This is a genomic window from Chryseobacterium hagamense (assembly GCF_007991455.1).
GTDB classification, from domain to species: Bacteria; Bacteroidota; Bacteroidia; order Flavobacteriales; family Weeksellaceae; genus Chryseobacterium; species Chryseobacterium hagamense.
In genome coordinates this window covers 123,088-137,264 of sequence record NZ_BJYJ01000001.1, presented here as the reverse complement: position 1 = coordinate 137,264, position 14,177 = coordinate 123,088, and the positions used below count along the sequence as shown (strand labels likewise).

The 14,177-nt window shown below is 44.3% G+C and carries 12 protein-coding genes; 6 read left to right on the top strand and 6 right to left on the bottom strand.

What is annotated here, in order from left to right; all coding sequences use genetic code 11:
• The first annotated feature begins 48 nt into the window (after positions 1-48).
• A complete protein-coding gene (locus CHA01nite_RS00520) occupies positions 49-378 on the top strand; it encodes a hypothetical protein (protein ID WP_146939266.1) in 330 nt (109 codons plus the stop codon).
• Here CHA01nite_RS00520 and CHA01nite_RS00515 read toward each other — a convergent pair.
• Complete coding sequence (locus tag CHA01nite_RS00515; RefSeq protein WP_146939265.1) at positions 364-1,947, bottom strand: Na+/H+ antiporter; 1,584 nt, start codon at positions 1,945-1,947, stop codon at positions 364-366. The genes CHA01nite_RS00520 and CHA01nite_RS00515 overlap by 15 nt on opposite strands.
• A 711-nt stretch (positions 1,948-2,658) precedes the next feature.
• On the opposite strand from CHA01nite_RS00515, the gene CHA01nite_RS00510 reads away from it, so the two are divergent.
• The gene (locus CHA01nite_RS00510) at positions 2,659-3,078 is read left to right on the top strand and encodes a hypothetical protein (protein ID WP_146939264.1); all 420 of its coding nucleotides are present in this window, start codon (positions 2,659-2,661) and stop codon (positions 3,076-3,078) included.
• A gap of 64 nt (positions 3,079-3,142) precedes the next feature.
• Here CHA01nite_RS00510 and CHA01nite_RS00505 read toward each other — a convergent pair whose 3' ends face one another.
• From CHA01nite_RS00505 to CHA01nite_RS00490, 4 genes are all read right to left on the bottom strand, one after another.
• Positions 3,143-4,867, bottom strand: coding sequence for an SNIPE associated domain-containing protein (locus CHA01nite_RS00505; RefSeq protein WP_228458302.1), 1,725 nt, complete (start codon positions 4,865-4,867; stop codon positions 3,143-3,145).
• Positions 4,868-5,069: 202 nt separating this feature from the next.
• Entirely contained in the window at positions 5,070-5,495 is a 426-nt protein-coding gene (locus CHA01nite_RS00500; protein WP_146939263.1) for a hypothetical protein, read from the bottom strand.
• A 3-nt stretch (positions 5,496-5,498) separates the two neighbouring features.
• Positions 5,499-6,212: a glycohydrolase toxin TNT-related protein gene (locus CHA01nite_RS00495; protein WP_146939262.1), complete on the bottom strand. Its 714-nt coding sequence runs from the start codon at positions 6,210-6,212 to the stop codon at positions 5,499-5,501.
• Between the two features lie 223 nt (positions 6,213-6,435).
• Positions 6,436-7,236, bottom strand: coding sequence for an HAD family hydrolase (locus CHA01nite_RS00490; protein ID WP_146939261.1), 801 nt, complete (start codon positions 7,234-7,236; stop codon positions 6,436-6,438).
• Positions 7,237-7,786: 550 nt separating this feature from the next.
• Between CHA01nite_RS00490 and CHA01nite_RS00485 the strand changes: the two genes are divergently transcribed.
• The 4 genes from CHA01nite_RS00485 to CHA01nite_RS00470 are packed head-to-tail and all read left to right on the top strand — an operon-like array spanning position 7,787 to position 13,353.
• Positions 7,787-8,230, top strand: coding sequence for a sugar dehydrogenase complex small subunit (locus CHA01nite_RS00485; protein WP_146939260.1), 444 nt, complete (start codon positions 7,787-7,789; stop codon positions 8,228-8,230).
• Positions 8,227-10,290, top strand: coding sequence for a GMC oxidoreductase (locus CHA01nite_RS00480; protein ID WP_146939259.1), 2,064 nt, complete (start codon positions 8,227-8,229; stop codon positions 10,288-10,290). Before CHA01nite_RS00485 ends, CHA01nite_RS00480 begins: the two co-directional genes overlap by 4 nt.
• 5 nt (positions 10,291-10,295) lie before the next feature.
• The gene (locus tag CHA01nite_RS00475; protein ID WP_146939258.1) at positions 10,296-11,792 is read left to right on the top strand and encodes a ferritin-like domain-containing protein; all 1,497 of its coding nucleotides are present in this window, start codon (positions 10,296-10,298) and stop codon (positions 11,790-11,792) included.
• A 16-nt stretch (positions 11,793-11,808) separates the two neighbouring features.
• Positions 11,809-13,353: a peroxidase, FMP-type gene (locus CHA01nite_RS00470; protein ID WP_228458301.1), complete on the top strand. Its 1,545-nt coding sequence runs from the start codon at positions 11,809-11,811 to the stop codon at positions 13,351-13,353.
• Positions 13,354-13,656: 303 nt separating this feature from the next.
• Here CHA01nite_RS00470 and CHA01nite_RS00465 read toward each other — a convergent pair whose 3' ends face one another.
• A complete protein-coding gene (locus CHA01nite_RS00465; protein ID WP_146939257.1) occupies positions 13,657-14,118 on the bottom strand; it encodes an Lrp/AsnC family transcriptional regulator in 462 nt (153 codons plus the stop codon).
• Between the last annotated feature and the right edge of the window lie 59 nt (positions 14,119-14,177).

Genomic DNA, 14,177 nt, shown 5'->3' with positions numbered 1-14,177 from the left:
CACCAGTGTCTTGATTTTATTCCAAATTCATTAAAACCATTTACCATCATGATTTTTGAAGATGAACATTCTGTATTACAGGATAGCCACAACCTTTCGTTTGTGAAAAATGTAGTAAACTTCCACGGGGACAAATCTTTCATTCTGAATTCGCTTCAGAAAATAAAAAACAATACTTTATGCAGGATCAAGAGAAAGATGATCAATAAGCTAATTAAAGAATACACGCGTCACCTGAATTATATCGAAAACGAAGACCCTGATTCCAAACCGGAAAATTATGAGCTTTCACCGGTATACGCAAGGCAATCTTATAACAAGGTGGTGAAGGAAAACGAATACCTGGAAAAAGTAATGGCTTTACTAATTAACCAGTAAAATCCTTTCTTCTTCCAGATCGATCTTCATCAGGTGTTTTCTGATCAGGTCTTCGTCGAAATGCTGATTACGGTCATGATTCTGCTCAATCAGCCATGTCCGTTGCCTGTCCAGCACATCCAGATAAGCCTGTTTGATTTCGGAAGAAAGTTTCAGATCCTGTTCTTCTTCCAGTTTTCCCCGCCATTTTTCATTGATCTGCTGGAGAAAAGGGCTTTTTTCCAGCAATCCGCGGTAGTTCAGATCCAGATGATCAACAGTCAGTTTTGCCATTTCACGGCGGATCAGATCTTCTGCCTCGTCATCGGGAAGATGATCCTTATAGGCCGGCATGTTTACTTTTCTGATGATAAGCGGAAGGGTAAGCCCCTGTGCCAGGAGCGTGGTAAGAATAACAACAAAGGTAATAAACAGGATCAGGTTCCGGTGTGGGAAATCCGGGCCGTTATGGGACAGCTTTACAGGAATGGACAATGCAGCTGCAAGAGAAACAACACCGCGCATCCCGGTCCAGCCCAGAATAGCAGGAACTTTAAATCCAGGATGCCGGGAGTCGGCTACCGTGATAAAATTCCGCGCAATCAGTGTAATGACAACAGCGCCGTAGGCAGCCAGGATCCGGACCACCACCAGCACCAGGGTAATCAGCAGGCCATAACCAATCGCAGTATAGACACTTACCCCCTGCAGACCGGAAGTAATTTCAGGCAGGTCGAGCCCGATGAGAATAAATACCAATCCGTTTAATATAAAGGCCAGGCTGTCCCAGACACTGATCCCGCGAAGCCTGGACGAAGTGCTTAAAAAATTATGCCGGTGATTGGACAGCAGGAGGCCTCCGCTCACCACGGCAAGAACGCCGGAACTGTGAATTTCCTCAGCGGCAATATACATGAGATAAGGCGAAACAATGGTCAGGACGGTATCCATATTGGCATCCGTAGGAAGGATTTTCTGGCCTTTCATAAAAAGCCATCCGATCAGCAGGCCGGTCCCGATCCCTCCGATCAGCATCCAGGAAAAGCTCAGGACTGCATCCTGCCAGATAAACTGGCCCGTAGCCACCGCAATCATGGCAAACCGCAGAATAATCAGTGAAGAAGCATCATTCAGCAGGCTTTCCCCTTCAAGGATCGATGACATTCTTTTCGGGACCTTCACAAATTTCAGAATGGCTCCGGCGCTTACGGCGTCCGGCGGGGAGACGATCCCTCCTAGCAGAAAACCGAGTGCCAGTGAAAACCCCGGAATAAAATGATTGGCCACAAAAGCCACAATGGTTGCCGTAAGCAGCACCACAACGAATGCGAAGCTTCCGATAATACGCCGCCACCGCCACATCTCCTTCCACGAAATTTTCCACGCCGCTTCATACAACAACGGCGGAAGAAAAATAATGAAAATAAGTTCGGGATCGATATGGATCCGCGGAATATCCGGAATAAAACTGATCAGCAGCCCCGCAACAACCAGCAGAACAGGATAGGCTACCCTGATTTTATTGGCAATCATGATCAGCAATATGATTACAATAATCAGCGACAGGTAAAAGGGAAAGTTTTCTATCATTTATTAATGTTTTTTTTATTAAATATACATAAAACAAGAATTTCTTTTGCACCTCCTGTTCCGGCTCTTAAATTATTTTGACGGTAAAGCTGATTATGCCGGATGATACATTGAAAAGCCGGCCGGTCTACTGATTCAGGCTGATTCAAAAATTATATCAGGAGCGCAATAGTATCTGAAGAAGAGATTTAATTCAGAATATTCCAAGGGAGTTTACAAAAAGCAAGCCGATCCGATTCAGGATAATACAGAGCATGTATGACAAGTTACATCAGGATGCCCATATAAATAAACAATTTTTTGACCGCCTTAGAAAGTGGGTTATCTAATTATTTTGCTTAATTTTTTTGTGACGCAACAGGGGATATCTCCTTCATATAAATTTCCGGAATATTTTTACAGGAATTATAACAGCATGACTTATCATATTTCCGGATCTGTGATTTTGATTAAATCACCTGAAATTGATTAACCAACATTATTTACAATACATTAAGTACCACACAAGTACCACATATTCAACTTTCATATATTTGGTCTGTCTATTTAAAAATATGCAACTTTTCTTTATTTAAAAGGGCTTCAGGACCTTTTCTGGCGAAGAATAAAAATGGATCCGGTTTATTATTCCAAACATAAGGCATGGTATTTGCAACCTTGATAAGTACGATATATCGTAAATAAAAAATAACTTAACACACACAAAATAGTATGAACGTTGCAGATCTAAAAATCAAAAATTTAGTGGAATACAAAAATCAGATTTTTAATATTACTGAGATATTCCAGGATAATGAGGGAAAAAATTATTTTGTAAAGATTGAAAATGACATCCACAGCTTTTCTGTACCGGCAGAATCAATCAAGCCGATCCAGATTACTGAAGAATGGCTTGAAAAATTCGGTTTTCTAAGGACATACAGTTCCGAACAGCGGATCCGTTATGAAAGACCGGAAACTTTTATTAAGTATGACATCGATCTGAATTCAAAGAAAATCGTAGAAGGATTAAAAATTTACGGAAATTCAATAAGATGCAAGTACATTCATGAGTTTCAGAATATTTTTTCATGTCTGTTCGGGAAAGAGCCTGCTTCTATGACTTACGGCTTAGTAGGCACCGAATCTTAATAATAATATATTTTTCAACAAAAACCACAGCTTTAGAAGTTGTGGTTTTTTATGTTTGACAGCTTTATTCTTCCATCAGGATTTCTTCCGTGCTCACAGGATCTGCAATTTCCTGGAACTGCTCCCATTCCTGTTCCAGCTGCTTATCGGTTTTCATTTCTTCTTCAAGCTTCAGTGTTTCCCGGTACTGCCTGGCTTCTGCGGCCATGGTCCACTTACAAGGGATTCCCAGGTGATCGAGATGGTTTCTGATCTCATGAATCCCTAATCTGAAAAACTCTTTCCGCGGATTGATTTTATTCAACTGGTTTTTCAGGAATTTTCTGTGAAGTTGCCTTTCCAGCGCGGGAGCATCTTCCGAATAGATCATGGCATGTACATCAAATTCAAAAGGTACGCTTGCATCACCCAATTCCCGGACCCGGTCCATGGGTTCAAGCCGTCTGGTCATTCCTATCTTATAAACATTTTCACCGAAAGAGCCTATATTTGAAATCACATATACATTTCCGGATTTGGTCTGCTGTGCCATGGAAATGGCCCGCTGATTCTTTTCTTCTGCCACAATAAGCCTCCCCTGCAGCTGCTCCAGCTGCTGCTGGAAAATCAGACGTTGCTCTTCATTGGCTTTTGCCACCTGGGACTCGGCCTTTTCAATCAGCCTTTTCAGCGTCAGTTCTTCTTTTTCTGCATCTTTAATCGTCTTTTCATATTCTTTACGGGCTTTTTCTTCTTCGCGCATCTGCTCACGGATCTGCCGTTGTTCCTCCATTTCCTGCCCTTTGAGTTCCTGTGCAATAACAGCCCACTTCAGTTCCTCAAGACGCGCTTCATGATACACCGGTGCTATTCTGGCTTTCCTGAAAGCTTCCCCGTTAAAATTAACCAATTGAAAGACGTCATCCATTTTCTGCTTCAGAATTCCATAATTGTCTTTTTTCACGGAGCTCAGAATTGTCTCCACTTTTCCGTTATAGGCATCAATTACGAAATCGACAGCAATATTTCTTCGGTATTCGTCCATATATTCACAGATTCCGGCCTGCCGGCTTGTAATCATCAACCGGTTGTTCTGGCGGAGTTTTTTCAGGTTTTCACCGGCTTCCTTATGGCTGAATTCCTCTGCAAGCTCATCGAGCAGGGTATAAGAAGGGATAATATATTCATTACCATAGCCTTCAATCACATTTTTCATTGCTTTGATCCGGTTTGTGATCTCATCGGCTTCCCGCAAACTGCGGTAGGCATCTCCGCCGATTGAAAGCGCTTTGTCTTCCGCAGCATCAATAATCCGTTTGGATTCCCTTACGGCATTTTCATACAGCAGCTCAACTTCCCGGGTCCTTTTTTCTTCCAGCTCTTTGGCAACCCTTCTCGACTCTCTGGCCTGAAACTGTGCATTTTCCAGTTCCAGCTGCGCCTTTTCTTTTAATTTCAGACTGTCCTTCTCTGCTTTTTTCAGAAGATATTCGCATTCAACCTGAACGTTGATAATGTCCTGGTATTTGATCAGCGCATCATTATGATTCTTAAGCTGAATATTTCTTTCATCCGTTGTCCTTTTATCGATCTGCAGATTGGAGAATTCCGCCCGCAATCGCTGAATCTTATCATTCAGCGACCTCTTGTCGGAAAGATGATTGGAGATTTCGTTTTTCAGCTGGCTGATCTCCTGGATTAGAGCGGTGATACGATGATCTTTCGCTGCTGATTCTTTTTTGGTTTTTCCCAACATGATGAAGGCACAGAGCATCAGCAGGAACAAAATAATGATTAATATGATTTCCATAGTATAGGGTATTGTTTTACAATATTAGCAATTTCCAAAGGCAATTTTTTACGGCAATCCGTAACTTATTCGCAGAATTAATCCAATCAGTTCTGAACCCTAAGTTTATGCATAAATAAATCACACCGATTCACCAGATTTTTATCTGTAGAATAAGCATAACCATCAACTATATTTGGCCTGCGTTAAATTTATAACTGATTTACACAGCTGACGTATAATTCCAGATTCCTGAAATTTCCAGCATTTCGAGTCCGGGCTGCTTTTCGCCATAGCCGAAGATCCCGATGTATTTTGAAGCACACTTCATACAATCAGTTCCAAAATATAAAGTTGGCAGATTGTCCACCGTAATTTTTCCCAGATAAAGCCGGTCCGGTGAAGTTTTTCCGGCCATTCCGTTTTTCAGAAGGTCATTTCCGGAGAGCACTTTTTCATGTTCATAAAGATGCAGAACCGGAAAACCTGATTCATACGGCGTTAGTCGGAGGGTGTTTCCGTTTCCGCATTGGCAACAGGTAAACCGGATTTCAGCCGACCGGCCGATCTCCTCATTGACGAAGATTTCTTTTTCCGTTGCCACTTTTTTACCGACGGCTATTTTTTCTGAGATGGGATATAAACTCATGTCTTATTTCTGGATAACCGTTCCGGCCAGGTTGTTGTATTTCCCGCTGGGGCTTTTTACGATGGTTACTCTGATGTACCCTTCCTGTGCCAGCTTATTCCATGTTTTCTGATAGCCGGTCATGGGATCAACCGGGATTTCCCACATCATCTGTGTTCCGCCGCCTACCTGGCCAAACCACGGGATGACGTCGGCAAGCTGCCCCTGGAAGGAAAGCAGGTTGTTCAGAACATCAATTTCGTAATAAAAGTCATAGGATTTTTCCGGCATATTCAGCGCCCGCTGGCTGAAGGTATAATGATATCCGTCAATTACCGGGCTGGTAAAGCTTCCGCCCAGCGTCGGAGTGCCCGTACCGCTGTAATTGCCGACCGCACCGCTGTAGCGGTCGTATTTCTGTCCGGCTTCGAACGAAACGTTATCGACGATATTGTATCCGCCGTTGGCAGGAGGCCAGCCGCCGTTCAGATTGCTGTTTTTAAACAAAGCTTCCAGGCTGCTCCAGCTGCCCTGTTTATAAAGGTCATAGATCTCGCTCCGAAGGGACGGGCTTACCTTTCCGGAAGGATCATAGGTTTTCGCGAGTGCATCGGCATTCTGATAAAAAAGCGTCATTACAGGCGGAATGCTGTTTTCTGAAGCCTCATCATCCGATGAACATCCCACTGAAAGAAAAGGAATTGTTAAAAGTAAGATGTACTTAAATAAATGATTCATGGTTAAAGTTTTAGACCCATAAATTTAACGGAGATATTCTATCCGTCCAAATCTTTTAAAGAAACAATTTCTATTCTGAAAAAAAAATTGTGCTGTGTAAAGGAATAGACAGAGGCTATGCTTATGACAAATTTTTATTAATGGAAGTTTAGGAAGTAAAGGAAGCAGATAAAAAAACCTTCAGGCTTAAGCTGAAGGTGGCAAATATCCATGAATTATCTGATTAATTGATGTTCAGATAATCCTTAATGATTTTCAGGACGCCGAAATTATCGTTGGAGCAGGCTTCAAAGCTGGCTGCTTTTTTTACGGAAGGATGCGCATTTTTCATGGCATAGGAATATTTGGAGTTTTCCAGCATCTGGATATCATTCATATAATCCCCGAAAGCCATTGTTTGTTGAGGGGTGATATTCAGAGCTTTCTGAAGCTTTTCCAGGGCAGCTCCTTTATTGATATTTTTATTCATGATATCGAGCCAGTATTGTCCGGAGACCACAATGTCCAGATCGTATTTTTCAAATTCTTCAAGCTCCGGATATACATTCAGTTCCGAACCGCCGGAATGGTAAACGGCAATTTTAAAAATGCTGTCGTGAATTTCCCCTGTCAGGTCTTCCCTTCTTTCGCTGTCTGCGTAAAACTGTGAGATATAATCGATGAAATCCTGGTTGTCGGTATCAAAATATGCTTTCTTCTTCCCTGATAAAACAGCAGTAGCCCCGGGAATTGCCCGGATCTTCGTAATAATCTCGGCAATATATTTAGGATCCAGCTTATCGGCAAAAAGCTCTTCATTTTTATAAATTACATAACCTCCGTTTTCTGCAATAAAGGCCATTTCGCTTTCCGTTTCACCAAAGTATTTGGTAATCCCCATCATCTGCCTTCCGCTTGCAGGAACGAATAAGATGTCTCTTTTTTTAAGTTCATTATAGATTTTCGGAAACTCCGGACTTACCTCATGCAGTGAGTTCAGAAAAGTTCCATCCATATCCGTAACGATCATCCTTATATCCTCCATAAAATATTCTTCAGTAGTTGTTTAATTTAAAACAAAGATATTGTATTAAATTTTAATGCAAATTTTAACACTTTGCACGATAATGCAAACAGCCTGCCTTTATTTCGCCGAGGTTATCATTAAACCGGTTTCAGACTTATAACGCGGTCTTCATAAATCCAGATGATTGATCTATTACGGACAAAAGGATCTCATCCAGCCTAATCAATGAATTCAGATGCCTGTTTTTTTATTATTGGCACCATTATATGGGTATTGTCAGACTTATATTCCAATCCCGGGATAATCATTATTAACTGAAAATTCATGTTCGGTATACATTTATTTAACAACATCCGGAAAATTTTATTTCATTATTAAAATACAGAATCCATAAATATGAATTTTTGATTTAATCTTAATACTTTGCACTTTATTTTGAAAGATTACAAATAAATACCACCTATTCAAACCCATATGAAAAAAACTTACTTTTACAGCGGGAATAAATCGATTTAAACATTTAAAGCGGATTTCTCAAAAACTAAATCTAACCATTAAAACTCAACGAATGATTATTGACAAAGTCCTCAACGTCGACGATTATTACTATGACGTGTTCATGGCCATCTCCGAATCCCTTACCGGGTTCTCCATGAACGAACTGCAGGCTACCGGTTTGGCCGGAACCTATTACAGGCATATCCTTACTCACATCGAATCGGCCACCTTCATTGGGTTTCTGAATATTTCTAAAAATATTCTCGAAAATTCTTACAGCCAGGACCAGCTGAAAAATGCCGTTAATGCTGAAGTCTTTTCCGATCCCGCGACGGAAGGCATTGCCCGGAGCATAATCACCCTCTGGTATATGGGGACCTGGGAAGGTGCCTACATCAACGGGCTTTCCTACAAAGAAGGACTCGTTTGGACCGTGATGCATGCCCATCCTCCGGGAGCCAAACAGCCCGGCTTTAAATCCTGGAGTGTAAAACCCGTAAACAGCAACTCATGAATCCAACCGAAGCACCACAGAATAAAAAAGATGTGATTATTGTAGGAACCGGAATTGCCGGATCCCTGATTGCCAAGCTCTTAACAGACCACGTTTTTGATAAGCAGACCAGGAAGATGATCCACCGGTCCGATTCGGGCGACCCGGATACGTACCGTGAACTATCCATCCTGATGTATGAAGCAGGATTGGAAGCAGGACTGGAACTGGATTCCGCCTCATCCATGACCACTTATAATGAGTACATCCGTAAATTTTACAAAGAAGAAGCCAAAGTACCGAACTCTCCCTACCCGGATCTCAGACAGGCCCCCTCACCGAATGTTCTGGATATGCAGCCGATTACCCCGCCGTTTCCCGATAAAAAGGGATACCTGGTACAGTTTGGTCCGATACCATTTGCCAGCGATGCCATCCGTGTTGGCGGCGGCACTACCCTTCACTGGCTGGGAACCACGCCGAGAATGCTCCCGAACGATTTCAGGCTGAAAGAAAAATACGGCAGGGCCATGGACTGGCCGATTGATTACGATAGCCTGAAGCCGTATTACGAAATGGCGGAGTTTGAAATCGGCGTTTCCGGAAATGTGGCTGCACAGGAATACCCGATTAAAGAAAGCATGGAGGATTATTACGGGAAAGATTATGTCTTCCCGATGGAAGAAATACCGCAGAGCTATATGGATCAGCAGATTATCAGAGGCCTCGCAGGAACTTCCGTCCAACTGAATTTTGAAAACATCCCGCTGACCCTGGTCCCGTCCCCTCAGGGAAGGAATTCGACGCCCAATCCAGCGTATGGCAAATCAAAACTGATTAAAGCCGCCTCCTCAGAATCAGGATACATCCTGTCATTGGCCGATATAGACCACGAAGGGTACAAAGCCCTTGGAGCTGTCTGGAATCCCTATCAGGGCGAACGCTGCGAAGGAAACGCTTCCTGCGTACCGATCTGCCCGGTCCAGGCAAAATACAATGCCCTGAAAACCCTGAAGAAAGCTTTATATAAAGTTAATAAAAACGAAAACCTGCAGCGCAACCCGCACATCCAGGTGCAGGCACAGAGCGTCGTATATAAACTGAGTGTTGATCAGGAAAATCAGGACCGGATTTCAAAAGTCCATTTGAGAAGATATTTCACACAGGAAAAGACGGATTTTGCCGAAGAGGTGATTGACACCAGCGATTCCATCGTTATCCTGGCGGCAAATGCCTTTGAAAATCCCAAGATCCTTCTGAATTCAAAATATACCGCGGTCGAAGACGGGCAGAAAGTTGAAAAAACCGTAGCCAACAGCAGCGACCAGGTCGGAAGAAACCTGATGGACCACATGGTGATGCTGACCTGGGGACTCTTCCCTGATCCTGTTTACTCCTACAGGGGCCCGGGTTCCACGACCAACATTTCGTCCTTCCGCGACGGAAACTTCAGGAGCGAATTTTCCGCATGGATCTCCCCGCTAGACAACTGGGGATGGGCCTGGCCCGCATTCTCCCCGGGATCCGACCTTTCGGAATTTTTAAGTGAAGGGCTTTTCGGTGAAGAACTGAAAGAAGCACTGGCTTACCGGCTTTCAAGGCAGGTTTTGTTTCATTTTGAGATTGAACAGCTCCCGAATCCCAACAACAGGGTTACGATCAATGACCAATACCTGGATGTACTGGGAATTCCAAGGCCGGTAGTCAACTACGAACTCACCGAATACGAGATGCGTGCCATGGAACAGGCGAAACTGGCCTCCGACCAGATGTTTGCCAGACTTGGCATTAAGGATTTTACCAGGTATAAAGCTACAGACAACAATACCTTCATTTACAACAATGTAAGGTATTCCTACAACGGAGCCGGACATATCGTCGGTACCCACAGGATGGGACACGATAAAACCGATTCCGTAACCGACAGCTACTGCAAGGCCTGGGACCACCCGAATCTCTACATCGTCGGTGCCGGAAACATGACGACCCTGGGAACCTCCAATCCTACCCTTACGCTGGCGGCTTTCACCATCCGATCGGTAGAATCCGTTTTAAAAGACCTGGAAACCATTTTAAAATAGTACAAATGAGACAGAAACTTATCCGTAAAACAGAAAATCAGGAACAGCCGGAAGCCAATGCTTTTGCAAAAGGTTCCTTCGCCCATCATACAATCGCCGCAGAAGCTATTTCACTGCAATCTTTATTATTCAGTCCGGCCATCAGCAAAGACGACTGGACGGAGGGACTGAAATACCACAGCAAAACCCTTACGAATCTGCTGCTGAATCATCAGATTGAAGAATTTAACACGTATCTGGAATCGCAGTTTAATCATGAGATCACGGGAGAACTGCAATCTGCAGAAATTTCGTTCCAGCCTTCAGAAACGAAAAAAGGCCTGCTGAAAATGGATTACCGCCCGGTATTGCAGGACCTTTTGCAGACCGCCATCCTGATCGAGCACTCCACCATTCCGCCCTATTTAACGGCTCTGTATTCCATTAAGGACGGCACCAATATCCTGGCCTCCCAGATCATCAGAAGCGTAGCCGTAGAGGAAATGCTGCACATGATTATGGTTTGCAATGTGATGAATGCCGTGAGCATACAGCCGTCGGTCAACAGGCCTCAGAATTACCCGACCTATCCGATGAAACTGCCCATGAATGTAGATTTCTTTGTTGGTCTGGAAACATTCTCATCCAACAGCATTGCTACCTTCATTGCAATCGAAAGTCCGAGCACCCCTCTGGTAAAGGCACCGAAGTACGTCGCTGAACCTGAAGTCTCCGGCTTGCTGTCGAAAATTACGGCTCAGGAAAATAACCTGTGGACCCTGGAAAACATGAAAGAATTCATTATGAAGAACGTTCATACCATCGGTGAATATTATGATGCTTTGTTTTTCTATATTGTTGTTTTCCAGATCGCCGCCTATTACGAACGGTATGGAAAGTTGCCTCAGAATTTCGAAGAGCTGAATACCGGCGGTATCTTTACCGGGGATCCGGCCAGACAGATCCGTCCGGAACAGTATTACGGCAGCGGCGGCAAGCTGCATCCCGTTGAAGCTCTGGATGGCGTTATTCTGGTATTTCAGGAAATCAAAGGCCAGGGAGAAGGCGCAGACGATTCTATTTTTGACGTAGATCCGTCGCAGTTTGAAGAAGGGGCGGAACTGGCACATTATTTCAGGTTTAAAGAAGTTTTCCACGAACACTTCTATGCCGGTGGCGACTACAGGCCGTTTACCGATGAAAACGGAATGATGCCCGTAACGACACCGCCTGTCGGGAAACCGCTTCCTGTAGACTGGAGTGCCGCCTATCCGATGATGCCGAATCCGAAAATAGCGGATTACCAGTCCAATCCAGCATTATTTGAGCAGGGAAAAGCTTTTAATGCCACTTACAAAAAACTGCTGGATGCCATTCAGGCAGCTGTTGAAGGCCAGCCGGAAGAACTCGCAAAATCCGTCATGTATATGTATGCCCTGAAAGAGCAGGCCATCGGACTGATGAGCCAGCCCCTGAGCGCGCAATACAATGCGGGACCTACCTTTGAATACCCTACCAACTAAATAAAAAACTAAGACCATGCTAAAAAGAAACAAAGACCATGCGGGCCGGGAAAGCCTGATGGCGAAAACTTCCGCAGCGCCTGCAAAAGGCTATCTCGAAAACCTGATGTCAGGATACTCCAAGCTCCTGATTGACGATCCGGTAAGACCTTTCAGGGAAAATCAACTTCAGGATATCGTCAATGATGTGGATTATGGGATCCTTGCCGCACTGGACGGTACCTGGGTGAGCTACAATGTCAATTACAATAAAAACGTAGAAAGACCTTCGCTGGCCAGCGGGGTACACACCACGATTATGCCTTCACCGGGAACCAATCCTGGAACCATCCCCGGAAAATTCAGTTTCGACAGCGAAGAATATATCGAAAAGCTGACGTTTGCCCTTGTTCCCGGCGGTGTCCGGAACCGCGGCGGTGCGGCAGAACTTTTTTGCGGCGCCCTGAAATATGAGCAGAGCATCAAGAGTGTTACCCGGGCGGAAGGACAGCCTGGTTTACAGTACACTCCGATCCACGAAGAAAACGGGATGTATTTATGGCTGAGCGATGTGTACAATTACGCAGCCAATAAAGAAACCATCAAAAGAGACCGGGGCATCCATGCCTTCAATACCGAAGACTATGAAAAGTACGGCTATAAAGGGGAATACCGCGACGAACCTTTGGTCCAGGTAAAGGATGACTATGGAAACCCTTCCTACATCCTGCTGAGTGAGCTGAAAGAAGGACAGGCGTATTACGAAATTATTCCGGCCCAGGATATAAAGCCGGGAGACGGAATTTCAGGCCCTTACTTTATTCCCGATTATTCCATTTCGAGAAGCGGTGTCATTCCTCACGGAAGCACGATTACCCTTTTGGGTGATATTGCTCCAAGCGGCGGCAGTTACCTCATCAGCGGGGCTCCGCAGTTCCCGCATGGTGATGCCGCGTGGGAACCTGACCACCTAGCCATCTCCCCTACGATGGGCGGAGCCGGGGCAAGCGCGACCCATCCTATCAATCTGGACCAGCCGGCACCGGCCTGGGTGCATGAAACCCTGAATGATGGAAACGATCCGGGTTCCAATAAAATTTATACGCAGCGGATCATGGCCGACGACCTGTATCCGTACTGCGTGCGTCCGGATTTGAGATTAAGAGATACGCTAAGCGGACAGCAGGTTAAAAACTATGTCCAGATCCAGCTTTCCTCGAAAAACAAAACCGGTGCCCAGGGAGGAATCCTGAACGTTCCTTTTGTCACCCGCTATGTCCCGACCGTAGAAGTAAGCTTTACCCTATGGATCGAAACCGTGGTGGAAGACGGCAAAGAAATCCTGCAGCTTCAGTATGAGCAGATTATCCTGTTCGAATTCCAATTCGGAAATGACGGCGGCACGACGAGCTGGCCGCACATCCAGACCAATACCCTGCGCAAGCTGGAAGATATTCCGGAGGATCAGAGAAAGATTATCGAAGAACAGTTTTTTGACAGGCCCGTAATCCATACGCCGCTTTCCGAAACAGCGGATATGGCCGTAAATCCGCCACCTGGATGCCCCATGCACAGAGGATAAGACTTTATAAATTAACATAAATCCGAAGAATACATCAGATTGCCAGGCCGGAAGAAGGAAGTTGGATGCCGGAAGTTCCTTATGTCAATACTGCATCAGAGGTGTTGATTATCGAGTGGGAATATTTGCCGCTTTAGCAAAGATGGCTTTGTTTAATTCCTCACTCAGAAACGCGACCTTCTATTTTCCATTTGATATAAAACTAAATATATCTGATTTCACATTAAACAATAAATCCTGCAGTGATATAATTAGGCTGCAGGATTTTTTTATTTAAAAGCGGAATATATCTGAATCACGGGGTCAAATCATCAATCCATGCGTGTTTTTCACCTGAGCCATGACGAAAGTACTGTGTGTGCTTCCGATCGAGGGTACGGCACCTAAGATGTTGAAGACAAAGTTCTGATATTGTTTCATATCGCGCACGTGGACTTTCAGCAGAAAATCAAAATCCCCGGAGATGCTGTAGCATTCGGCCACTTCTTCAATTTCTAAAATTTCACGTTCGAACTCCACCGCGAGGTAGCTGTCGTTGCTTTTTAACTTCAGCTGGCAATAGACGGTAAAACCGAGATTAAGCTTTTCGGCATCCAGAATGGCGGCATATTTTTTTATATACCCTTCCTGTTCAAGTCTCTTTACCCTTTCAAAAACCGGTGACGGAGAAAGATTAACTTCTTTTGCCAGTTCTTTTACCGTTAATTTTGCATCATTCTGAAGCAGTCTTAGCAGCTGCATATCCTTACTGTCAAGGTGTTCCATAGAATATTATTCTTTTATAGGTGATCAATTACACAAATGTACAGAATATTATTCTTTTC